Source organism: Cupriavidus consociatus, from assembly GCF_017814975.1.
GTDB classification, from domain to species: domain Bacteria; phylum Pseudomonadota; class Gammaproteobacteria; order Burkholderiales; family Burkholderiaceae; genus Cupriavidus; species Cupriavidus consociatus.
Window position 1 is genome coordinate 131,301 of record NZ_JAGIQA010000007.1, and the last position, 21,241, is coordinate 152,541.

Here is a 21,241-nt window from a genome sequence, read left to right on the forward strand (position 1 = left end):
AATCCCGCTGGCTATCGTAAAATCAAGAATTCAAACACCTGATATCTGCAAAACGGATATCCCGGAGACGATCATGGCCAAGGCGCGCGAAGCCCCGGAGAGACTTGCCAAGGAAATCACATTGCGGCAGTTCCGCTACTTTGTCGCGGCGGCGGAAACCGGACAGTTCTCGATGGCGGCCACCGCGGAGCACGTGTCGCAGTCGGCGGTGACCAATGCCGTGCTGGCGCTGGAGCAGCGGCTCGCGGTGCGCCTGTTCGAGCGGCGCCCGCATGGCGTGACACTGACGGCGGAAGGCCACCTGTTCTACCAGCATGCGCGCCAGATCCTGGATTCGGTCGAGGATGCGCTGCGCGAGCCGCGCTTCCAGGTGCACGGCCTGCAAGGCAGCGTGCGCCTGGCCGCCTCCTATACCGTGCTCGGCTACTTCCTGCCGGGCTTGCTGGCGCGTTTCCGCACCAACTACCCGGACATCGAGCTGGACCTGCTCGACATGGACCGGCCGGATATCGAGCGCGCCGTGCTGGCGGGCGAGATCGAGCTGGGGATCGCGCTGCTGTCCAACCTGGAACGGCCGCAGCGCTTCAAGCGCCACACGCTGATGCGCTCCCGCCGCCAGCTGTGGACCTCGGCCAGCCATCCGCTGCTGGAAATCGAGCGGCCGTCGCTGCGCGACATCGCGGCCTACCCATACATCCTGATCACGGTCGACGAGGCCGAGGAATCAACCATGCGCTACTGGCGCAGCCTGAGGCTCTCGCCCAGTATCGCCTTCCGCACCGGGTCGATGGAGGCACTGCGCGGACTGGTCGCGCACGGCTTCGGCGTCACCGTGCTGTCCGACATGGTGTACCGGCCGTGGTCGCTGGAGGGCAAGCAAATCGAAGCCCGGCCGATCGCCAACGCGGTGCCGGACATGGAGGTCGGCATGCTGTGGCAGCCGGGGCGCAGGCTGGGCAAGCCGGCCGATGCGCTGCGGGAGTTCCTGATCCATGCGTGCGGCAGCTGAAGCGCCATCGAAGTGCGCAAATCACCGTATTGTCAAGCTCCAGAGGGCTACCGCCAAAAAGAAATTAGCGCAGCTGCTAAAAAACTTCACCCAGCCATTGCCGCGCCTTGATGAGCCTTTGCCTTACCTTCATGGAATGGGAATGGACAAGGCGAGGAGATGCGATAAAGGCACGACTGATGTCCGTGGCCGCGGCGGGCTTGCTCATGCTTGCCGCCGCTTGCAGCACGCCCAGCCAGCCAGGCCCTGGCGCTTCAGGCAAGGTCGTCTGGGACATGGAGCAGTACAAGAGGGGCACACGCCCCTTCGTACTTACTGCGCAGCGCCGCACTACTTCACCGGCGTCAGGATCGGCGCCCCCTTGTTCTTCAGCAGCATCACGAGGAACTTCGCCGGCTGGGTGTTGCTGGCATTGCGCCCCACCGAATGGATATCGTCAGGGCCCTCGTGCCAGGTCTGGCCAGGGGTCAGCGTGACTTCCTTGCCGCCCCTGACGCCCATCACGATGGTCCCTTCCAGCACATAGATAAACCCATGCGCATCGTGGCGATGGATCGGGTCGGCACCGCCTGGCGGGTATTCCACCATGATGATCTGCACTTCCTTGCCGGGGTATTGCGGCAAGGGCTCGGTCGTCAGCAGCGTGACCTTGGCTTCCGGGGGTGCCGCCACCGCCGGCTGCACGGCCAGCAGGCCGCTGAGCATCAGCGCGGCGATGCCGTATTGTCGGGCGCGTTTCATGATGGCTATTCCAGGTTGGCCTTGTCGAGGCCGTAGGCTTTGTCGGAAGAACCCGGCACGGTACGGAAGGCCACGTTCACGCGGTTCCAGCCGTTGATGGACATGACCAGGAAGGTCAGGTCGGACAGTTCCTTCTCGGACAGATGTTCGCGCACGCGCTCATAGACGTCGTCGGGCACGCCCTGCGCCGGGAGGTTCGTCAGTACTTCGGTCCATGCCAGCGCGGCGCGTTCGCGCGGCTGGAACAGCGTCGATTCGCGCCAGATCGCCACATGGTGCAGGCGCAGCTCGCGCTCGCCGTGGATACGGGCCTGCTTGACGTGCATGTCGAGGCAGAAGCCGCAGCCGTTGAGCTGCGAGGCACGGACCTCGACGAGGTCGCGGATCGACGCCTCGATCGCGCTGTTGTCGAGCAGCGTGGAGAATTCCAGGTACTTCTTGAACAGCTCGGGGGATTGCTTGATGTAGTTGATGCGTTGCGTCATGGTATCTCCTGCTCGATTGGTATTGCGGTGCCTTGGTGGCCCCTTCGCGGCGCGGCGCCGCCTGCAACAAAAGCCTAGCTGGCCGGCATCGCCGGCGCCAGTTCAAAGTCATGCCGGCTCGGGCCGGCACTGCGTCCGTCTCGCGCCGGGCATGGAGCGCGCGTGCGACGCGGGAAATTGCTGCGAACGCAGCTTAGTTGCTTCCGTCCGGTTGAGCAGCCCCCAGCGCTTGCACGCAGCTTCCAAGACTGCCGAACGATCGCGCCGGCACGGCACCATGGCAAGGCGCGCATCGGGGTCACTGCCCTGCTGCGGCAACCCTGACTGCGGAGGCATGCGTGCGGCATTCCGGACTAGGCCAGCCCGTCGGCCGCGCCTAGAATAGGCTGACACCACGGCACACGGCACGGACGCCGCTGCCATTCCCGGATCCGGATCCCGACAGACGGAGGCGCGAATCATGAAGCCAGAACCCTTTGTGGTCACGCCGGACACGTATGCCCGCGCGCTCAACGTGGTCGGGGAAAAGATCACCGTGCTCGCTTCCAACGCCGCCACGCAGGGCTACGAAGTCTTCCTGCAGCAAGGCGACGAAGGCACCGGTCCGCCGCCGCACTGCCATGACTGGGATGAATCGTTCTTCGTGACCAGAGGGACGATCGAGATCGGCTACGGCGGGCAGGTCTTCCAGGCGGTTGCCGGCACCTTTGTCCATGTGCCGGCGGGTACGGTGCACTACTTCCGTTTCGGCGCCGGGGGCGGCGAAATGGTTTCGGTCACCAGCCACAACGGCAACGCCTCGCGCCTGTTCACGCAGCTGGATGAAGAGATCCCACCCGGCCCGCCGGACTTCGAAAAACTGCTGGCCGTGGCGCAGGCGTGTGGCGTGACCGTGCCGCTACCTGAACACTGATACCACCGACCCCGCTGCTAATTTGCACCGACCTCGGCCAGATCCCTCGCCGGGGGCATATGGTTCTGCGCATACCTTGGTTCCCTTGCCCCCATGGCTCGACTATGGTGAAAGCATTCCCCCGCGCATGCCAGTCGCCGGGGGCCGCGAGGAGGGTTATGGACCTGCTTGACTGGATAACCGCCGTGGCAACCGTGGTTCTGGTGTATGCCGCGTTGCGTCATCCGCTTTATCCGCCCGGCTGGAACCGCCGGGAAAACGACCGCTCGTGACGGGGCCGCCGCTTGGCGGCTCTTTTGTGTTTGCCTCATGCCACTGCCAGCGCGTCGGTCTCGCGCTTGCGCTCCTTCTTTGCATCGGCCGCATATCGAATGATGAAAGCTCCCCAGGCCGCGCGCGAGTGGTACAGCTCTTGCAGCTGCCCTGCTAACCATCGGCCTGCAGAGGAGAGTCGCCGTGCGCACACCTGCCAGTATTGCCAAACACCCGATTCATCCGATGCTGGTCGCCATCCCCATCGGTCTCTGGATCCTTTCCTTCGCCTGCGACCTGATTCGCTATTTCGGCGGCACCAGTCCCAACTGGGGCGTGGTCGCGCTCTACAGCCTCGTCGGCGGCATTATCGGCGCGCTGCTGGCCGCCTTGCCGGGCCTGATCGACCTGCTCTCGCTGCGCGGCGGCCTGCGCCGCATTGCCTTGATGCACATGGGCATCAACCTCACCGTGGTGGCACTCTATGTCGTCAACGCCTGGCTGCGCATGCGCGGGACGGACACGCTGGCCGTCCTGTTGTCGGCCGTGTCGATCGGGCTGCTCCTTGTTTCAGGCTGGCTGGGCGGAAAGATGGTGCATGTGCATGGCGTCGGCGTGGTGACGCCGCCTGACCCGGTCCGCTGAAAATTGGGCGCGGCGTGGCGGGCGTGTAAATCTTGCACGGCGTGCAATCTCCCCGGTACGGTTTGCGGCGCCGCAGGCAGTGCGGCACCCTGGCGCTCGCCGCCGCGGCATTCGGCACGACCTGCGCGGCACAGGACCTCGATGAGGTGGAACGTCCGCTTTGGGAAATCGGCCTTGGTTTCGGCGGCATTACCTTGCCGCATTACCGCGGCTCGGACCAACGCGCCAGCCTGCTGTTTCCCGTGCCCTATTTCATCTACCGTGGCGAGCACCTGCGCGCCGACCGCAATGGCGTGCGCGGCAAGCTGTTCGACAGCGACCGTGTCGAACTCAACGTCAGCCTGGGACTCTCCCTGCCGGTGAAGAGCGGCGACGATGAAGCGCGCCGCGGCATGCCCGACCTGAAGACCGCGGTGGAAATCGGCCCCTCGCTGAACCTGACGCTATGGCACTCCGGCTCGGACCGCACCCGCCTCGATCTGCGGCTGCCGGTGCGGCTGGCATTGACAGTGGAATCGTCGCCCCGCGCAATCGGCTGGATCTTCTCGCCGAACCTGCATCTCGATATCGCCGACGTGGGCGGCTTCGCGGGCTGGAACCTGGGCGTCACGGCCGGGCCGCTGTTCGCTACCGCACGCTACAACCAGTACTTCTATGCGGTCGACGCGCAGTTCGCGACCGCGACGCGCCCGGCCTACGTGGCCCATGGCGGCTACGCCGGCAGCATGGCGACGGCAACGCTGTCGCACCGCTTCCGCCACGTCTGGCTGGGTGCGTTCATGCGCTATGACCGGCTCGACGGCGCGACCTTCGAAAACAGCCCGCTGGTCCGGCAAAAGGACGCGCTCGCGGCCGGCGTGGCACTGACCTGGATCTTCGGCGAATCGGCGACGCGGGTTCCCAGCCGGGAATAGCGCGCCAAACCCGGCACACCGGCGCATGCGAAGTCAATGTGACGATCGACGATGCCGGCAACGCGATGCGCTGCCGGCGGAGCTTTGAATCATTCCTCGCTGGTCCACTCGACATGAACGCCGAGGCTGCGCAGGTTCTCGACAAAACGCGGATGCGCGCGCCGGATCGGCGTGGCGTTGCGGATTTCCGAGCGGCCTTCGATGCTGGCCGCGACCATGAACAGCGCGATCGCGACGCGGATGATGTACGGGCTTTCCACCACCGCCGGGGTCAGCGGGTTGCCGCCGAAGGTGATCAGCCGGTGCGGGTCCGACTGGAACACATGCGCGCCGAACTTCGACAGCTCGCCGGTCCAGCCGAGCGCGCCGTCGTAGATCTTGTTCCAGAACATCGCATTGCCCTGCGCACGCACGCCAAGCGCGATAAAGATCGGCAGCAGGTCGACCGGGAAGTACGGCCACGGCGCGGCTTCCACTTTGGTCAGCACATTGCTGGTGAAAGGCGTCTGCACCTTCAGCGGCCCCTGCAGCAGCGCGCGCGACCAGCCGCCCTCATGCACCACCTGCACACCAAACTTGGCAAAGGTGCGGTCGATCAGCGGAAAATTGTCCGGCGTGCTGTTGCGCACCACCACGTCACCGCCGGTGATCGCGCCCAGTGCGAGGAAAGTGGTGATTTCGTGGAAATCTTCCTCGAAGGTGAACTCGCCCCCGCGCAGCCGGCCACCGCCGCGCACGGTCAGCCGCGAGGTGCCGATGCCGTCGATGTCGGCGCCAATCATCTGCATGAAGCGGCAGAACTCCTGCACATGCGGCTCGGACGCGGCATTGGTCAGCGTCGATTCGCCTTCGGCGGCGGCCGCGCACAGCACGAAGTTCTCGGTGGTGGTGACCGAGGCATAGTCGAGCCAGTGGTGCGTGGGCTTCAGCGGGCCGCCGCTGCGCACCAGCAGCGAGCCGCTGGCGCGCTCCACTGCGCCGCCGAACGAGCGGAAGATGTCGACGTGCGGGTCGATTTCGCGCACGCCCAGCGTGCAGCCCTTGACGTTGTCTTCCAGCCGCGCCACGCCGAAGCGGGCCAGCAGCGGCGGCACCAGCATGATCGACGAGCGCATTTCTTCCGGCAGGCGGTGCGTGGCCGCGTCGAAGATGGTGTCGCGGTGGTGCAGGTCGAGCGTGCCGGTCGCTTCATCGAGACGGACATCACTGCCCAGCATGCGGAAAATATCGAGGATCTTGCGGACATCGGTGATGTCCGGCACGCCGTGCAGGCGCAGCGGCTGGTCGGTCAGCAGCGTGGCGCAAAGCACCGGCAGCACTGCATTCTTGTTGGCCGAAGGGATGATGCGGCCGCGCAGGGGCGTGCCACCGTGGACGATGAGATTGGACATGGGCGAAGCGGTCGGGTGGCGGAAAAGGCAGATCCGGTAAAACAAGCGTCCGGCATTGTACTGTCCCCGGGCGCCGCGCCGGCTCGCGCAGAAAAACGCCGCCGGCCCCGCCGGCTATGAGATGACCCTTACTGGCCCTTACTGACCCCTACCCCCGTCACGGCGTGACGCAGCCTGCGCTTGTCCGCGCCGGTCAGCGCCGGAACCACAGCAGCGACAGCGCGGATGCCAGCACCAGCAGCAGCACCGCCGCCGCCGACAACAGCGCACTCAGCTCGGTTTCCCGGCGTTCCAGCGCAAAACGGGCGCTGAGCTGGCGATAGACCTTGGTCAGGTCGGCGGCCGATCCCGCCTGGAAGTACTCGCCGCCCGTCAGCGTCGCCACCGCGCGCAGGGCTGGTTCGTCGAGTTGCATGAAGTACGCGAGGCTCGACTCCGGCACGCCGCCGCCCTGGGGCGAACCGAAGCCCACGGTATAGACGCGCACGCCGCGCTCGGCCGCCATGCGCGCGGCGTCGATCGGGTCCGGGCCGGTGGTGCGGCGGCCGTCGCTGAGCAGGATCACCGCACCATGCCGGTATGCGCCCGGCTGCATCGGCTGGCGCGCCTGCTCGCGCTTGCGCGCGGCCTCCGCGGCAGCAGCCTCGTCGAGCGAGGGCGCGCGGCCGAACAGGGTCGCGCTGTCGCTGAAGAGAATCGCCTCCAGGTCGATGCCGTCGTCGGGAAACAGCACCGCCAGTGCCTGGATCAGTCCGCTGCCGGTGGCGGTGCCGCGCTGCAGCTGGACCCGATCCAGCGCGTCGAGCATGTCCTGGCGGTTGCTGGTCGGCGGCAGCACCACGGTTGCGGTGGCGGCGAAGGAGACGATGCCGAGCCGCACGCTGGCCGGAAGTCCCACGATCAGGTCACGCGCGGCCTGCTGCGCCGCGGCGATGCGCGTGGGCGGCACATCGGTGGCCTCCATGCTGCGCGAGGTGTCCATGGCCAGCACCAGCGTGATGGTGTCTGACGGCAGGGTGACCGTTGCGGTGGGTCGCGCGCACGCCAGCAGCGCCGCGCCCAGCGCGACCAGGAACAGCAATGGAGGGAGGTGACGCCGCAGGCGTTGGCGCGGGCCGAGCGCGGCGCGGGGCAGCGCAAGGCTGGCATACAGCAGGGCGGATTTCTTGCGCCGCGCGAGCAGGTACAGGTAGGCAGCTGCCAGCACCGGGAGCGCCAGCAGCAACCAGAGCATCTGCGGCCAGAGAAACTGCATGCCCTGCTCCTTGGCGCGTGGTTAAGAGGATGGTACTGTATTTTTTAAGGCGGGACGGGACCTGGGGGGCTGCGATGAAACGGGTGACGATCTACGGGCTGGTCTCGGCGGCGGTCGTCGTGGTCATCGCAGCGGGCACGGCCATCGCCCTGCGGTCGCAGACGCCAGCCCGCGTGCTCAAGCAGGCAGACATCGACGCCGCGGTGCTGCACACGCTGCAGACCAAGAGCCTGCCGTCGCGCACCGCCAGGGCGGCCGAGGCGGTCCGCGAATCGGTGGTCGAGATCCGCAGCTACACGCTGGAAGACGATCCCGTGGAAGCGGCCTCGGCGCCGAAGGCCAAGCGTGATCCCCCTGCCACACGCCGCAAATCGTCGCCAGCCTCGCAGCCTGCGCCACAGGACGAGCTTGCCAGGCGCGAACCGCCCGCCGGCAAGGATCCGGCCGGCGGCAAGCGCGAAGCGCGCCACATCGGCTCGGGCGTGGTCGTGACCGAAACCGGCATGGTGCTGACCAGCTACCACGTCGTCGCCGATGCCAAGCGGCTGGAGGTCAGGTTCCACGATGGCCACATGGCCGAAGCCACCGTGGTGCAGGCCATCCCCGAAAAAGACCTTGCCGTGCTACGGCCCAAGTCCATTCCCGACGACCTGCCGGCGGCGACACTCGGCTCCAGCCGTGAACTGGCGCCCGGCAGCGAAGTCGTGGCGGTCGGCTTCCCCTTCGGCATCGGACCGTCGGTGTCGGCCGGCGTGGTTTCCGGGCTCGACCGCCATTTCGTCTCGCCCGACCGCAAGCAGAGCCTGGACAAGCTCATCCAGTTCGACGCAGCCGCCAACCCGGGCAATTCGGGCGGGCCGCTGGTGAACATGGACGGCGAAGTGATCGGCATCGTCACCGCCATCCTCAACCCTAACCAGAGCGGCACTTTCCTCGGTATCGGCTTTGCCGTCACCATCGAGAGCGCCGGCGTTGCCATCGGATCTTCTCCTTTCTGAAACGTGGGGGCCTATGAACGACCAAGCCAGGGACGCTGCGGACAGCGCAGACTTGATGGAACGCCTGCTGTACGAGGTGAAGCGCGTGGTCGTTGGCCAGGACCACTTTCTCGAACGTGTGCTGGTGGCGATGCTCGCCGGCGGGCACCTGCTGGTCGAAGGCGTGCCGGGGCTGGCCAAGACGCTGACGGTCAACACGCTGGCGCGGACCATGAGCGGCACGTTCAAGCGCATCCAGTTCACGCCCGACCTGTTGCCCGCCGACCTGATCGGCACGCGCATGTATAACCAGGGCACCGGAGAATTTTCCACCGTGCGCGGCCCGGTCTTCGCCAACCTGCTGCTGGCCGACGAGATCAACCGCGCGCCGGCCAAGGTGCAGAGTGCGCTGCTCGAAGTCATGCAGGAGAAACAAGTCACCATCGCCGGCGAGACGCACCGCGTGCCTTCGCCCTTCCTGGTCATGGCCACGCAGAACCCGATCGAGACCGAAGGCACCTATCCGCTGCCCGAGGCGCAGGTCGACCGCTTCATGATGAAGGTGCTGGTGGGCTACCCGAGCGAAGAAGAAGAAGTCGTGATCGTCAATCGCGTCACCGGCCCGCGCATCAACGTGGGCGCGGTCGCCACGCCCGAGCACCTGGCCGAGCTGCAGGAGGCGTGCCGCAAGGTCTATGTCGATCCCGCGCTGATCCAGTACGCGGTGCGCGTGGTCGCGGCCACGCGCAAGCCCGGCAGCTACGGCGTCGAGGACATGGACCGCTACATCGCTTTCGGTGCCAGCCCGCGCGCCACCATCGGCCTGATTGAAGGCGCACGCGCGCTGGCCTTCCTGCGCGGCCGGCACTATGCGCTGCCGGAAGACGTGGCCGACCTGGTGCCCGACGTCTTGCGCCACCGCCTGGCGCTGTCTTACGAGGCCATGTCCGATGGCGTCACGGCCGACCAGCTGATCGGCCGCATCCTGCAGGCACAGCCGGTCCCCGAGCGGCCGCTGGAATCCCATGTTCGGGCGGCTGAGCGCTAGGCGCCGCCGGCAGGCGGAGGCCGCCGCGAAGGCCTCCGCGGCCCCCGCGGCCGCCAACGCGGCAGTGGCCGCGGTCGGGTCGAAGCAGACCGAGGCGCTGCTGCGCCGGCTCGAATGGACCGTGGTGCGCCGCCTCGACGGGCTGCTGCAGGGCGACTACCGCACGCTGTTCCGCGGCTTCGGGCTGGACCTGGCCGACCTGCGCGAATACCGCCCCGGCGACGACGTGCGCCATATCGACTGGAACGTGACCGCGCGGCTGCAAACCCCGCACGTGCGCGAGTTCCAGGAAGACCGTGATGTCTCCGCGTGGTTCGTGCTGGACCTGAGCGGGTCGGTCGAATTCGGCTCGGGCGCGGTGCGCAAGCGCGACCTGCTCACCGACTTCACCACGGTGATGGCGCTGCTGCTGACGCGCTACGGCAACCGCGTCGGCGCCGTGCTCTATGGCGGCGCCACCGGCAAGGCTGCGACCGTGATCCCGGCGCGTTCGGGCAGGCGCCAGCTGCTGCACGTGCTCGACCGCATGCATGCCACGCCGCCGGCCTGCCCTGGCGAGACCCGCCTGCGCGACCTGCTGGAGCAGGCACGCCTGGTAGCCAGGCGGCGCTCGGTGGTGTTCGTCGTGTCCGACTTCATCAGCGCGACGGGCTGGCAGGCATCGCTCGGCATGCTGGCGCGGCGCCACGAAGTGGTCGCGGTGCGGCTGGTCGATCCGCTCGAACTGGCCCTGCCCGACCTGGGCCTGGTCGTGCTGCAGGATGCCGAGAGCGCCGAGCAGATCTTCGTCGACACGCATGACCCGGCTTTCCGCAAGCGCTTCGCCGCGGCCGCCGGGGCGCGCGAGGCCGAGCTGCACCAGGCCTTCGCGCGCGCCGGCGTGCAATGCCTGACGCTGTCGACCTACGCCCGGCTGGACCTGGCGCTGCTGAGTTTCACGCGCCAGCGGCGCCACCGGCAAGGCACCGCCAGGGGGGCGGCATGACCGACACGATAACCCGCCTGCCCGTCTTCAGCTTCCTGTGGCCGAGCATGCTGTGGGGGCTCGCGGCCGTGCTGGTGCTGGCGGGCGGCTACCTGTGGCTGGACGCGCGCCGCCGGCGTGCGACCGTGCACTATCCCGCGCTGAAGTCTGTCGGCGTGCCCCTGCGCGGCGGCGCGGGCTGGCGCCGCCATGTGGCACCGGCCCTGACGCTGCTGGCGCTGACGGCGCTGCTGGTCGCCATCGCCCGGCCCCAGGCCCTGCTGACGCTGCCCTCGCGCATCAAGACCGTGATTTTGGTGATCGACCTCTCCGGAAGCATGCGCGCGCAGGATATCAAGCCCACCCGCATCCGCGCGGCGCAGCAGGCCGCCCGGGTCTTGCTCGAAGACCAGCCCGCCAGCGTCAGCGTCGGCGTGGTGGCGATGGCGGGCACCGCGGCCGTGGCGCAGGCCCCGAGCCGCAGCAAGGACGACGTGGCTGCCGCCATCGAGCGCCTGAAGCCGCAGGGCGGCACGGCGCTGGGCAATGGCCTGCTGATCGCGCTGACTGAGCTGCTGCCGCAGGCCACCAACGACGCCGAACGCCTGATGAACGACGACACCCCGCAGCCGAAGAAGCCGGCGCTCCGGGGCAGCGCTTCCTCGTCCGCCGGCGACAGCGATTCGGAGCCCGTCACGCCCGGCTCGTACGGCGCGGGCGCGATCGTGGTGTTCTCCGACGGCGAGAGCAACGCCGGCCCGGGCGCGCTGCAGGCCGCGGAGCTGGCCGCCACCTACGGCGTGCGCGTCTATACCGTGGGCGTCGGCACGCCAGAGGGCGTGGTGCTGTCGGTCGACGGCATGTCGGCCCGCGTCAGGCTGGACGAAAAGGTGCTGAAGCAGGTCGCCAACGCCACCGGCGCCGAGTACTTCCGGCTGGAAGACACGGCCCAGCTGAAGAAGGTGTACAGCGCGCTCAATGCGAAGCTGGCCTTCGACAAGCGCGACCAGGTGGAGGTCACCGCGTTCTTCACCGCGCTGGGCGCGCTGCTGGCGGCGATGGCGGGACTGCTGTCGCTGTGGTGGTTCGGCCGGGTGATGTAGTGCGGCGGCTTGCGCCAGGCGCTGCGCGTCAGGCCTGCTGGTCAGGCGCAAGGCTCCGGTGCCAGTGCCCGGCATGCCGCGGCGCGCGCCGCGTCGAATTCGCGCCGCGTGCGCGCCACCAGTTCCGCCACCGGCTCCACCTGCGCGACACCCGACACCGAGTGCCCCGCGCTCCAGATATCGCGCCAGCGCCTGATGCCGGCCGAGCCCTGGCTGCCGTAGAGCGCATCGGCGCGCTCCTGGGTCATGTCGGTGGGCAGGTTGGCCGGGTCGAGGCCGCTGGCGATGATCGACGGACGCAGCGTGTTGGTCTCCAGCCCGGTGAAGGCACGCGACAGCATCACGTCGTCCAGCTCGCTGCTGACCAGCATGTCCTTGTACCCGTCGGCGGCCATGCTTTCGCGCGTGGCGATGAACCGGGTGCCCATGTAGGCGAGGTCGCAGCCAAGCACCTGCGCCGACAACAGGCCTACGCCGTCGGAGACACCTCCGGCCAGCACCACCGGCCCGTCGAAGAATTGCCGCACCGCGCGCACGAAGGCGAAGCCATTGGCCCACCCGGTCTGCCCGCCCGCGCCAGCGGTCAGCAGGATCAGGCCGTCGGCGCCGGCCGCCACCGCCTTGCGCGCATGCCGCACCGAAGCCACGTCGGCCAGCACCAGGCAGCCGATCTCGTGCAGCGGGCCGACCACCGCATCGGGGGCGCCCACGCTGGTGATGACCATTTCGACCCGGTGCCGCAGCAGGCAGTCCAGCTCCTGCTGCAGGGCCTCGCGGCGCATGATCAGGTTGGGGCAGACCGGCGCGTCGTCGGGCGTCAGCTCAGCGCCGAAGCGCGTCATCCACGCGTCGAGTTCCTCGGTCGAGCGGCAGTTGGCCGTGGGGAACGAGCCGATCACCCCGGCACGGCATGCGGCCAGCACGAGGTCCGGTCCCGACACGCGGAACATGGGCGCGGCGATCAGCGGCAGCGACAGGCGCCGGGTGATCGATGGCGGCAGGCGCTGGCCGAATTCAGAGATGGCAGTCATAGCGATGCAGGTAGAAAAAGTTTGCGGGATCAGGCTACGTTGCGGCCCTGGCCGCTCCAGTGGCGCGCGCGCAGCGCCTTCTTGTCGAGCTTGCCCAGCGCCGTCAGCGGCAGCGCCGGGACGATCTCCACGCGCTTGGGCGTGTTGACGCTGCCCTTGAGCGCCTTGACGTGGTGGATCAGCTCTTCCGCCGTCGCCGACCTGCCGGTGCGCAGCACCACGTAGGCGGTCACGGCCTCGCCCCATTTGGCATCGGGCACGCCGATCACCGCGCCCAGGCTGACCGCGGGGTGCGTGGCCAGCGCGTCCTCGACCTCGCGCGGATAGACGTTGAAGCCGCCGCTGACGATCATGTCCTTCTTGCGGTCGACGATGTACAGCCGCCCGCAGTCATCGGCCACGGCCACGTCCCCGGTATGGAGCCAGCCGCCGGCAAAGGCCTGCTCCGTCAGTTCCGGCTGGCGCCAGTAGCCGCTCATCGCGGCAGGGCTGCGCACGCAGATCTCGCCGTGCTGGCCGGGTGCCACCTCGCGGTTGTCGTCGTCGAGCAGGCGCACCTCGCAGCCGGCCAGCGGGAAGCCGCAGGCGTCCATCAACGCGGGCCGCGACAGGTCGTGGTCTTCCTTGCGCAGCGCGGTCATGGGCGAGCATTCCGACTGGCCATACAGCTGGCAGAACACCGGGCCGATGCGCTCGATGCCTTCGATCAGCCGCTGGCGCGAAATGGGCGCGCCAGCGTACAGCAGCGTTTCCAGCGCAGACAGGTCGAAGGCATCGAAGCGCGGATGGTCGAGCAACCCGTAGACCATGGTCGGCACCATCATGGTCGCGTTGATGCGTTCGCGCGCGATGGTGGCGGCCATCTCCTCCGGGTCGAAGCGCGCCATCAGGTGGACCGTGCCGCCGCGCAGCAGCGTCGGCACGACATTGGTGCCGGTGACGTGCGTGATCGGTGCCACCGCCAGGAAGCGCGGCGCCAGCGGCATGTCGAAATGAGCGAGCATCTGCAGCGCGACATGGCCGTTGGCGCCGCCCGACTTCATCACGCCCTTGGGCCGGCCGGTGGTGCCGCCGGTATAGGACAGCGTGCCCATGGCGCTGGCCGACGAATGGTCGACCGGTTCGGAAGCACCGGCCGCCTCTGCCAGCGCCGCCAGGTCGGTGCCGGCATCAGCGGCGCCCAGCGTCAGGATGCGGCTGCCCGGCAGGCGCGCCGCGATCTCGCCGGCGCGGTGGCCGTAGCTGGCGGCATCGACGATGACCGCCACAACGTCGGCGTCCTCGACCTGGAAGCAATGCGCGTCCAGCGAGCCCATCGGGTGCAGCCAGCTGGTGGCCGCGCCCAGGCCCTGCACGGCCATGCCGGCGCACCAGCTGTCGGCACGGTTGGCGCTGAGCAGGGCCACGCGCGTGCCGGCGCCGATGCCATGCCGCGCCAGCACGGCCTGGTAGCGGCCGATCAGGCTGGTGGCGTGCCGGTAAGTCAGCCGGCCGCCGGCCCACTGGAACGCGATGCGATCGGGATAGCGGCGCAGTGCCGCCAGCGCTAGCGAGAAGAAGGAAGGGGAAGCGTGGATCATCGTCAGGGTCCCGGATCGGTCGGCGCCTCAATCGGCGCGGATGGCGGCATGGGTAATGACGGTGCGCCACTTCTCTTCGTCGCGCCGCAGCTTGGCCGCGAATTCCTCGGGGCTGTTGCCGACCACGGTCACGCCCAGCTCTTCCATGCGCCGGGACACCTCTGGGTCGCGCAACGACTTGCCCACGGCCGCCGACAGCTTCTGCACGATGGCCGGGTCGGTCTTGCCCGGCGCGAGCACGCCGAACCAGCCTTCGAGGTCGAGCCCGCGGATGCCGAGTTCGCCGAAGGTGGGCGTCGCCTTGAAGTACGGCGAGCGTTCGCTGCTGGTGATCGCCAGCATCTTCATGCGCTCGTTGCCGGCATTGGCGCGCGCGCTGGCGAAATCCAGGAACGCCACCGGGATATGGCCCGCCTGCAGGTCCGACAGCAACGGCGCGCCGCCGCGGTACGGCACATGGACCATGCTGATGCCGGCGCTCTGCTTGAACAGCTCGCCGAGGATGTGCGACGAGGTGCCGTTGCCGTACGAGCCGTAGCTGTACTGCCCCGGCCGCTGCTTCGCCGTCGCAATGAAATCCTTCGCGCTGCCGGTCTGCGCAGACGTCGCGCCAATCAGCACGAAACTGGAGCGGGCCACTTCAGCAACCGGCGCCAGGTCGGTGAAGACGTCATACGGCGGCCTGGTCTTCTGCACCGACGACTGGATCAGCGCGGTCCAGGTGAACAGGATGGTGTAGCCGTCCGGCTGCGCGCGCGCCACCGCCGTGGTGCCGATCACGCTGCTGGCGCCCGGCTTGTTCTCCACCACCACCGGCTGGCCCAGCGTCTTGCCGAGCTTGTCGGCGACCAGCCGGGCCAGGATGTCGGCGCCGGCCCCGGCGGTCGAGGGCACCACCATGTGGATCGGCTTCTTCGGGTAGTCGGCGGCCTCGGCCGGGTTGGCCAGCGCCGGGACGGCGAGCCACCCGAGCGCGCATGCCGTCATCGCCACGGCACAGGCTTTCCTGCTTGAAACGCTTACGGTCACAGCTGTCTCCTGGTCGTCTTCTTGTCATGACGGGCCGGTCTGTCCGTGGGTCGGGCATGCCCGCCGGAGAATCTTATAACTTGCTTGTTGATTAACAAGTAAGTGAAATCCCGAGGCGTCGCGGCAGGGTTATGCCTGCATCACTGCGTTACCATCGGCGTGTCCACGGCGGATTCCCACGGAGAACACAGATGACGACCGAAGTCGGGGCCGCGCCGGCCCCCGCCCGGCGCCGCACGCAAAAGGAGCGGCGCGACGAGGCCGCGCGCCGGATCATGGACAGCGCCATGGCGCTGGTATGCGAGAAAGGCATCGCCGGCCTGACGCTGGGCGAGGTGGGCGAACGCGCCGGCTATAGCCGCGGCCTTGCGGCGCACCACTACGGCCACAAGGAAGGGCTGCTGGTTGCGCTGGTCGAGCAGATCGGCAAGGATGTGCGCGACGTGCGCCAGCAGGTAGCCAACTGGGCTCCGGGACTGGAAAGCGTGCTGGGGATCGTCGGCTTCTACGTCGGCCGCCACCCGTCGCTCGACACCGCGTTGCGCGCGCTGCACGTGCTGCTGTCGGAAAGCGTGGTCACCCGGGGGGCGGTGGCGGACGCGCTGGACCGGCTCAACCGCGAGTCCGTCTCGATCCTGGAAGGGCATATCCGGCGCGGCATCGAAGCGGGCAATATCCGCGCCGATGTCGACCCGCTGGCCGAATCGGTGGCTATCATCGGCGCCATGCGCGGGGTGTCGGCGCAGTACCTGTTCGGTATGAGCGATGCCAGTGCGAAGGCGGTGCGCAATGCGCTGGTGGAGACGCTGCGGCGGGGGTTGCGGCGCGAACCCGGCTGAGCACCGCCGGCATCCCGAGCCGAGGCATGCGCGGCGCGCATGCCCTGCGCCAGCATCAGGGCAAACCCTGATATCCGCTGTTTCGCCCTTGCCAGCGGCGTGGCACAAGGCTTTCCGGCCCGCGGCCCGCCAGCCCTGCGCTGGCGCGGCTTGGCCGCGACCCACCGCCCGCTCCGCCCGCCCCGCCATGCGCTACGCGCATGCCTCCATGCGCAGATATCGTTTTTTTCATCATCGGGCCGACACCTATCATCGGCTTGCCTACCGATGCCTGCCGCCCCCATTTCACGCGCGCCCGGCATCCCGTTAGCCCTAGCCCCTGATCTGTCGCCTGGAGTGGAGTGACATGCAAGCCAACCCAACCCTAGACCGCGTGAGCGCGCCGATCGGCGCCAGCCAGCGGCGCCGCGCCATCGTTGCCACCGTGATCGGCAACGGTCTCGAGTGGTTCGATTTCACCGTCTACAGCTTTTTCGCGGTCATCATCGCCCGGCTGTTCTTTCCCACCGGCGACGAGCTGTCGTCGCTGCTGCTGGCCGTCGCCACCTTCGGCGTCGGCTTCTTCATGCGGCCGGTGGGCGGCATCATCATCGGCATCTATGCCGACCGCGTCGGCCGCAAGGCGGCGCTGTCGCTGACCATCCTGCTGATGGCGGTGGGCACCACGCTGATCGGCATCGCGCCCACCTACGAGCAGGTGGGCCTGTTCGCGCCGATGCTGATCGTGCTCGCGCGCCTGCTGCAGGGCTTCTCCGCCGGCGGCGAGATGGGCGGCGCCACCGCCTTCCTGACCGAATACGCGCCCGAGCGCGAGCGTGCCTACTACTCCAGCTGGATCCAGGCCAGCATCGGCGTGGCCGTGCTGCTGGGCGCGGCGGTCGGCACCTTCGTCACCTCCTCGCTGCCGCCCGAGGCGCTCAACAGCTGGGGCTGGCGCCTGCCCTTCCTGATCGGCATGCTGATCGGCCCGGTGGGCTACTACATCCGCCATCACCTCGACGAGACCCCGACCTTCCGCGAAGCCAAAGACAAGACCGATTCGCCGCTGAAAGAAGTGCTGCGCGACTACCCGCGCCAGACCGCCGCCAGCTTCTCGATGGTGATCCTGTGGACGGTGTGCACCTACGTGCTGCTGTTCTACATGCCGACCTATGCCGTCAAGGTGCTGAAGGTGCCGCAGTCGTCGGGCTTCGTGGCCGGCATGGTCGGCGGCATGGCGATCCTGGTGTTCGCGCCGCTGGTGGGCCGCCTGGCCGACCGCTTTGGCCGCCGCATCCTGCTGTCGGGCTCGGCGGCGCTGATCTTCGTGCTGGCCTGGCCGATGTACGTGTACATCAACCAGGTCCCCGGCCTGTTCTCGCTGCTGGTGTTCCAGCTGGTCTTCGGCGTGCTGATCGCCGGCTATACCGGCCCGATCCTGGCGGCCTTCTCCGAACTGTTCCCGGCCAAGGTGCTGTCGACCGGCCTGTCGGTCGCCTACAACCTGGCGGTCACCATCTTCGGCGGCTTTGCCTCGTTCATCATCACCTGGCTGATCGCCACCACCGGCAGCACCATGGCGCCCGCGTTCTACGTGATGATCGCCGCCGCCATCAGCTTCGCCGGCACGCTGCTGGTGCGCGAACCTGCCTACCTCCGCAAGCAATGACCATGAACCAGATCCTGTTGAAGGGCGGCAACGTCCTGGACCCTGCCCGCGGCACCGCACTGCCGCGCGCCGATGTGCTGATCGAGGGCGAGCGCATCGTCGAAGTCTCCGCGCAAGGCATCGTGGCGCCGCACGCGCGGCAGATCGATGTCGCCGGCAAGACCGTGATGCCGGGCCTGATCGACTGCCACGTGCACGTGCTGGCGGCGCTCGCCAACCTCGGCGTGAACGCGGTGCAGCCCAACGTGCTGGTGGCCTTCCGCGCCATGCCGATCATGAAGGCGATGCTGGAGCGCGGCTTCACCACCGTGCGCGATGCCGGCGGCGCCGACTGGGGCCTGTCGCAGGCGGTGGCCACCGGGCTGATCCCCGGGCCGCGCATCTTCCCGTCGGGCAAGGCGCTGTCGCAGACCGGCGGGCATGGCGATTTCCGCCCGCGCGCCGACGTGCTGGAGCCCTGCTCGTGCGCCTTCCGTGCCGGCGCCATCGCGCGCGTTGCCGACGGCGTCGATGCGGTGCGCCTGGCCGTGCGCGAAGAGATCCAGAAGGGCGCCACGCAGATCAAGATCATGGCCTCCGGCGGCGTGGCCTCGCCGACTGACCCCATCGGCAACACCCAGTACAGCGAGGACGAGATCCGCGCGATCGTGGCCGAGGCCGAGGCCGCGCAGACCTACGTGATGGCGCACGCCTACACTGGCCGCGCCATCACGCGGGCGATCCGCTGCGGCGTGCGCACCATCGAGCACGGCAACCTGGTCGATGCCGCGGCGGCGCGCGTGATGCGCGAGCACGGCGCCTTCGTGGTGCCGACGCTGGTCACCTACGATGCGCTGGCCCGCGACGGCGCGCGCCTGGGCCTGCCGCCGGAGTCGGTCGCCAAGATCGAGACCGTGCGCGAGGCTGGCCGCAACTCGCTGGCGATCTACGCCGAGGCCGGCGTGCCGATGGCCTTCGGCTCCGACCTGCTGGGCGAGATGCACCACTACCAGTCCGACGAGTTCCGCATCCGCGCCGAGCTGCTTGGCGCGCTCGAGACCATCCGCTCGGCCACCTCGATCGCCGCCGCGGTGCTGCAGCGCGAGGACGAGCTGGGCACGGTCAGGGCCGGCGCGCTGGCCGACCTGCTGGTGGTCGACGGCGACCCGCTGCGGGACATCGGCCTGCTGTGCGGCCAGGGCGAGCAAATCTCCCTGGTCATGCAGGCCGGGCGCATCCACGACAGGGCCAAGCATTCCGGCTGAGCCTTCTGCTGGCTTTCCCTTAAGATGGGCGGCTGGTTCCCCGACGTCCGGCCGCCCCATGCGCATCTCCCCGCTTCCTCCCCTTCCCTGCCTGGTCGCCTTCGAGGCGGCCATGCGGCACGGCAATTTCACCCGCGCGGCCGCGGAACTGCACCTGACGCAGAGCGCGATCAGCCGGCAGGTGGCGCAACTGGAACGCTTCCTCGGCAAGAAACTGTTCGAGCGCGGCCCGCGCGCGCTGAGCCTGACCGTCAGCGGCCAGCAATACGCCGAGCAGGTCCAGCGCCTGCTGGTCGACTGCGCCGAAGCCACCGAAAGCGTGATGCGGCGCAAGGGCAGCACCGAGCTGACGGTGGCGGCGTCGTCGGGCGTTTCCACGCTGTGGATCGCGCCGCGGCTGGCGCAGTTCCGCGCCGAGCATCCCGACGTGCAGGTGCGGCTGTTCGTCAGCGATGGGCTTGCGTCGCTGGTCGATACCAGCTTCGATGTCGCGCTGTACTACCTGCGCGAAGGCCCGCCGCAGGGGCTCGCCGCACAACGGCTCTATGACGAGGAAGTAATGCCGGTCTGTGCGCCCGGCTACCTGCGCGGCCGGCGGCTGGCCGTGGCCGACCTGCCGGGCGAGACGCTGCTGGTGCTGGAAGACGCGCAGCGCCAGTGGATGTCGTGGCCGGCGTGGCTGGCGCAGAACGGGCTGGGCAAGGCGCGCGTGCAGAACACGGTGGTGTCGAACGCCTACCCGATCCTGGTGCAGCTAGCGATCGAAGGCCACGGCATCGTGCTGGGCTGGCGCCACATGATCGACGGCTGCCTCAAGGACGGCAGGCTGGTGCGCGCGTGCGAGGCCAGCGCCACGCTCGGCGGCGGCTACTACGCGCTGTGGCACCGCGACCGGGTCGAGACGTCGGTCGCGCGCACCTTCCGCCAATGGCTGGTGCAGCAGAGCGGCAGGCCGGCCTAGGCGTGCGCCGCGTTCACCGCGTTCACCGGCCAGGGCTGGTCCACCAGGAAGCGCTCGCATAGCAGCGCCCAGTACGCCGCGCCAACCGGGATATTGCCGTCGTTGAAGTCGTAGCCGGGGTTGTGTACCATGCAGCCGCCCTCGGCTCCCTCGCCATTGCCGATCCACAGGTAGCAGCCGGGCACCGCCTCCAGCATGAAGGCGAAGTCCTCGCTTGCAGCGATCGGCGGCGCCTGGCAGTCGACCTGGCCGGGCCCCAGCAGCTCCAGCGCAACCTGGCTTGCCAATGCCGTTTCCGCCGGCGTGTTCACCAGCACCGGATAGCCGCGCTCGTAGTCGATCCGCGCCTTCACGCCGTAGCTCTGTGCCTGCGCGGCAACCAGTTCGCGGATGCGCTGCTCGAGCTGGTCGCGCACGCGGCGGTCCAGCGCGCGCACGCTCAGGCTCAGCACTGCCTGCGCGGGAATGATGTTGGAGACGGTGCCCGCCTGGAACGCGCCCACCGTGACCACTGCCGTTTGCAGCGGATCGACATTGCGCGCCACGATGGTCTGCAACGCCATCACGATCGAAGCGCCGGCCACGACCGGGTCGGCCGCGTTGTGCGGAAATGCCGCGTGGCCGCCGATGCCGGCCAGCGTGATGGTCACGCTGTCGGCCGAGGCCTGCGCCGCGCCCTGGCGCAGCAGCAACCGCCCGGGCGCCGTGCCGGGGACATTGTGCATGGCGAAGATGGCATCGCACGGGTACTTGTCGAACAGCCCCGCTTCCATCATCCGCCTGGCACCGCCCAGCCCTTCCTCCGCCGGCTGGAAGATCAGGTTCAGCGTGCCGCTGAAATTGCCTTGCCGCGCCAGATGCCTGGCGGCGCAAAGCAGCATGGCGGTATGCCCGTCGTGTCCGCAGGCATGCATCACGCCGGGATGGCAGCTGGCATAGGGCAGCCCGGTGGCCTCGGCCATCGGCAGCGCGTCCATGTCGGCGCGGATGCCGAGGCGGCGGCCGCCGTTGCCCCGCCGCAACCGGCCAACGACGCCGGTGGTGCCGAGCCCGCGCTCCACCTCGTAGCCCCATTCGGCGAGCAGGCCGGCGACGATGTCGCTGGTGCGGTGTTCCTCGAAGCCAAGTTCCGGATGGCGATGGATATCGCGGCGGATGGCAACGAATGCTTCTGCGCTGTCCCGCAGCGCTGCCAGGAGAGGATGCATGGCG

At 68.5% G+C, this 21,241-nt stretch carries 21 protein-coding genes; 12 read left to right on the top strand and 9 right to left on the bottom strand.

The window, feature by feature from the left end; translation table 11 throughout:
- Window positions 1–73: 73 nt before the first annotated feature.
- The gene (locus tag J8I82_RS12015; RefSeq protein WP_209757594.1) at window positions 74–1,009 is read left to right on the top strand and encodes a LysR substrate-binding domain-containing protein; all 936 of its coding nucleotides are present in this window, start codon (window positions 74–76) and stop codon (window positions 1,007–1,009) included.
- A gap of 76 nt (window positions 1,010–1,085) precedes the next feature.
- On the opposite strand, the gene J8I82_RS12020 is transcribed toward J8I82_RS12015, so the two are convergent.
- The 3 genes from J8I82_RS12020 to J8I82_RS12030 are packed head-to-tail and all read right to left on the bottom strand — an operon-like array spanning window position 1,086 to window position 2,235.
- Window positions 1,086–1,286, bottom strand: a complete 201-nt coding sequence (locus J8I82_RS12020) for a hypothetical protein (protein WP_209757596.1) — start codon at window positions 1,284–1,286, stop codon at window positions 1,086–1,088.
- A 53-nt stretch (window positions 1,287–1,339) separates the two neighbouring features.
- Entirely contained in the window at window positions 1,340–1,750 is a 411-nt protein-coding gene (locus J8I82_RS12025; protein ID WP_209757598.1) for a cupin domain-containing protein, read from the bottom strand.
- 5 nt (window positions 1,751–1,755) lie between these two features.
- Window positions 1,756–2,235 carry a carboxymuconolactone decarboxylase family protein gene (locus J8I82_RS12030; RefSeq protein ID WP_209757600.1) on the bottom strand — a complete coding sequence of 160 codons (480 nt, stop codon included), beginning with the start codon at window positions 2,233–2,235 and terminating at the stop codon, window positions 1,756–1,758.
- 460 nt (window positions 2,236–2,695) lie between these two features.
- On the opposite strand from J8I82_RS12030, the gene J8I82_RS12035 reads away from it, so the two are divergent.
- The 3 genes from J8I82_RS12035 to J8I82_RS12045 all read left to right on the top strand — a co-directional run bounded on the left by J8I82_RS12035 (window position 2,696) and on the right by J8I82_RS12045 (window position 4,959).
- Window positions 2,696–3,148: a cupin domain-containing protein gene (locus J8I82_RS12035; protein ID WP_209757602.1), complete on the top strand. Its 453-nt coding sequence runs from the start codon at window positions 2,696–2,698 to the stop codon at window positions 3,146–3,148.
- A gap of 456 nt (window positions 3,149–3,604) precedes the next feature.
- On the top strand, window positions 3,605–4,045 hold the full coding sequence (locus tag J8I82_RS12040) for a DUF2231 domain-containing protein (RefSeq protein WP_209757604.1): 441 nt from the start codon (window positions 3,605–3,607) through the stop codon (window positions 4,043–4,045).
- 146 nt (window positions 4,046–4,191) lie between these two features.
- Window positions 4,192–4,959 carry a MipA/OmpV family protein gene (locus J8I82_RS12045; protein ID WP_284183056.1) on the top strand — a complete coding sequence of 256 codons (768 nt, stop codon included), beginning with the start codon at window positions 4,192–4,194 and terminating at the stop codon, window positions 4,957–4,959.
- A gap of 89 nt (window positions 4,960–5,048) precedes the next feature.
- Here J8I82_RS12045 and J8I82_RS12050 read toward each other — a convergent pair whose 3' ends face one another.
- Entirely contained in the window at window positions 5,049–6,350 is a 1,302-nt protein-coding gene (locus J8I82_RS12050) for a UDP-N-acetylglucosamine 1-carboxyvinyltransferase (protein WP_209757606.1), read from the bottom strand.
- A gap of 193 nt (window positions 6,351–6,543) precedes the next feature.
- Window positions 6,544–7,605, bottom strand: a complete 1,062-nt coding sequence (locus tag J8I82_RS12055) for a VWA domain-containing protein (RefSeq protein WP_209757614.1) — start codon at window positions 7,603–7,605, stop codon at window positions 6,544–6,546.
- A 74-nt stretch (window positions 7,606–7,679) separates the two neighbouring features.
- Between J8I82_RS12055 and J8I82_RS12060 the strand changes: the two genes are divergently transcribed.
- From J8I82_RS12060 to J8I82_RS12075, 4 genes are read left to right on the top strand one after another with little or no spacing between them, the layout of a single operon-like run.
- Entirely contained in the window at window positions 7,680–8,603 is a 924-nt protein-coding gene (locus tag J8I82_RS12060; protein ID WP_209757616.1) for a trypsin-like peptidase domain-containing protein, read from the top strand.
- Between the two features lie 13 nt (window positions 8,604–8,616).
- Window positions 8,617–9,630 (top strand): AAA family ATPase, encoded by a 1,014-nt coding sequence (locus J8I82_RS12065; RefSeq protein WP_209757618.1) that lies wholly within the window; start codon window positions 8,617–8,619, stop codon window positions 9,628–9,630.
- Complete coding sequence (locus tag J8I82_RS12070; RefSeq protein ID WP_209757620.1) at window positions 9,608–10,615, top strand: DUF58 domain-containing protein; 1,008 nt, start codon at window positions 9,608–9,610, stop codon at window positions 10,613–10,615. Before J8I82_RS12065 ends, J8I82_RS12070 begins: the two co-directional genes overlap by 23 nt.
- Window positions 10,612–11,697 carry a vWA domain-containing protein gene (locus J8I82_RS12075; RefSeq protein ID WP_209757622.1) on the top strand — a complete coding sequence of 362 codons (1,086 nt, stop codon included), beginning with the start codon at window positions 10,612–10,614 and terminating at the stop codon, window positions 11,695–11,697. The genes J8I82_RS12070 and J8I82_RS12075 overlap by 4 nt, the downstream gene beginning before the upstream one ends.
- Window positions 11,698–11,738: 41 nt before the next feature.
- Here J8I82_RS12075 and J8I82_RS12080 read toward each other — a convergent pair whose 3' ends face one another.
- From J8I82_RS12080 to J8I82_RS12090, 3 genes are read right to left on the bottom strand one after another with little or no spacing between them, the layout of a single operon-like run.
- Window positions 11,739–12,728: an NAD(P)H-dependent flavin oxidoreductase gene (locus J8I82_RS12080; RefSeq protein WP_209757624.1), complete on the bottom strand. Its 990-nt coding sequence runs from the start codon at window positions 12,726–12,728 to the stop codon at window positions 11,739–11,741.
- A 29-nt stretch (window positions 12,729–12,757) separates the two neighbouring features.
- A complete protein-coding gene (locus tag J8I82_RS12085) occupies window positions 12,758–14,308 on the bottom strand; it encodes an AMP-binding protein (protein WP_209757626.1) in 1,551 nt (516 codons plus the stop codon).
- A gap of 27 nt (window positions 14,309–14,335) precedes the next feature.
- Window positions 14,336–15,295: a Bug family tripartite tricarboxylate transporter substrate binding protein gene (locus J8I82_RS12090; RefSeq protein WP_245179678.1), complete on the bottom strand. Its 960-nt coding sequence runs from the start codon at window positions 15,293–15,295 to the stop codon at window positions 14,336–14,338.
- A gap of 233 nt (window positions 15,296–15,528) precedes the next feature.
- Here J8I82_RS12090 and J8I82_RS12095 point away from each other — a divergent pair, with 233 nt between their 5' ends.
- The 4 genes from J8I82_RS12095 to J8I82_RS12110 all read left to right on the top strand — a co-directional run bounded on the left by J8I82_RS12095 (window position 15,529) and on the right by J8I82_RS12110 (window position 20,029).
- Window positions 15,529–16,176: a TetR/AcrR family transcriptional regulator gene (locus J8I82_RS12095; protein ID WP_245179650.1), complete on the top strand. Its 648-nt coding sequence runs from the start codon at window positions 15,529–15,531 to the stop codon at window positions 16,174–16,176.
- Between the two features lie 346 nt (window positions 16,177–16,522).
- Entirely contained in the window at window positions 16,523–17,824 is a 1,302-nt protein-coding gene (locus J8I82_RS12100; protein WP_209757630.1) for an MFS transporter, read from the top strand.
- Window positions 17,825–17,826: 2 nt separating this feature from the next.
- Window positions 17,827–19,068, top strand: coding sequence for a metal-dependent hydrolase family protein (locus J8I82_RS12105; RefSeq protein WP_209757632.1), 1,242 nt, complete (start codon window positions 17,827–17,829; stop codon window positions 19,066–19,068).
- Window positions 19,069–19,126: 58 nt separating this feature from the next.
- Window positions 19,127–20,029, top strand: a complete 903-nt coding sequence (locus J8I82_RS12110; protein ID WP_029044605.1) for a LysR substrate-binding domain-containing protein — start codon at window positions 19,127–19,129, stop codon at window positions 20,027–20,029.
- On the opposite strand, the gene J8I82_RS12115 is transcribed toward J8I82_RS12110, so the two are convergent.
- Entirely contained in the window at window positions 20,026–21,237 is a 1,212-nt protein-coding gene (locus tag J8I82_RS12115; protein ID WP_209757634.1) for a M20 aminoacylase family protein, read from the bottom strand. The two genes, J8I82_RS12110 and J8I82_RS12115, sit on opposite strands and share 4 nt — an antisense overlap.
- Window positions 21,238–21,241 lie beyond the last annotated feature (4 nt).

Coding starts and splice junctions, on each gene's coding strand:
- J8I82_RS12070 (WP_209757620.1), top strand. CDS start 9,608: ATGTTCGGGCGGCTGAGCGCTAGGCGCCGCCGGCAGGCGGAGGCCGCC.
- J8I82_RS12105 (WP_209757632.1), top strand. CDS start 17,827: ATGAACCAGATCCTGTTGAAGGGCGGCAACGTCCTGGACCCTGCCCGC.
- J8I82_RS12075 (WP_209757622.1), top strand. CDS start 10,612: ATGACCGACACGATAACCCGCCTGCCCGTCTTCAGCTTCCTGTGGCCG.
- J8I82_RS12090 (WP_245179678.1), bottom strand. CDS start 15,295: ATGACGGCATGCGCGCTCGGGTGGCTCGCCGTCCCGGCGCTGGCCAAC.
- J8I82_RS12060 (WP_209757616.1), top strand. CDS start 7,680: ATGAAACGGGTGACGATCTACGGGCTGGTCTCGGCGGCGGTCGTCGTG.
- J8I82_RS12055 (WP_209757614.1), bottom strand. CDS start 7,605: ATGCAGTTTCTCTGGCCGCAGATGCTCTGGTTGCTGCTGGCGCTCCCG.
- J8I82_RS12015 (WP_209757594.1), top strand. CDS start 74: ATGGCCAAGGCGCGCGAAGCCCCGGAGAGACTTGCCAAGGAAATCACA.
- J8I82_RS12035 (WP_209757602.1), top strand. CDS start 2,696: ATGAAGCCAGAACCCTTTGTGGTCACGCCGGACACGTATGCCCGCGCG.
- J8I82_RS12110 (WP_029044605.1), top strand. CDS start 19,127: ATGCGCATCTCCCCGCTTCCTCCCCTTCCCTGCCTGGTCGCCTTCGAG.
- J8I82_RS12100 (WP_209757630.1), top strand. CDS start 16,523: ATGCAAGCCAACCCAACCCTAGACCGCGTGAGCGCGCCGATCGGCGCC.
- J8I82_RS12115 (WP_209757634.1), bottom strand. CDS start 21,237: ATGCATCCTCTCCTGGCAGCGCTGCGGGACAGCGCAGAAGCATTCGTT.
- J8I82_RS12030 (WP_209757600.1), bottom strand. CDS start 2,235: ATGACGCAACGCATCAACTACATCAAGCAATCCCCCGAGCTGTTCAAG.
- J8I82_RS12085 (WP_209757626.1), bottom strand. CDS start 14,308: ATGATCCACGCTTCCCCTTCCTTCTTCTCGCTAGCGCTGGCGGCACTG.
- J8I82_RS12025 (WP_209757598.1), bottom strand. CDS start 1,750: ATGAAACGCGCCCGACAATACGGCATCGCCGCGCTGATGCTCAGCGGC.
- J8I82_RS12065 (WP_209757618.1), top strand. CDS start 8,617: ATGAACGACCAAGCCAGGGACGCTGCGGACAGCGCAGACTTGATGGAA.
- J8I82_RS12095 (WP_245179650.1), top strand. CDS start 15,529: ATGACGACCGAAGTCGGGGCCGCGCCGGCCCCCGCCCGGCGCCGCACG.
- J8I82_RS12080 (WP_209757624.1), bottom strand. CDS start 12,728: ATGACTGCCATCTCTGAATTCGGCCAGCGCCTGCCGCCATCGATCACC.
- J8I82_RS12020 (WP_209757596.1), bottom strand. CDS start 1,286: ATGTCCCAGACGACCTTGCCTGAAGCGCCAGGGCCTGGCTGGCTGGGC.
- J8I82_RS12050 (WP_209757606.1), bottom strand. CDS start 6,350: ATGTCCAATCTCATCGTCCACGGTGGCACGCCCCTGCGCGGCCGCATC.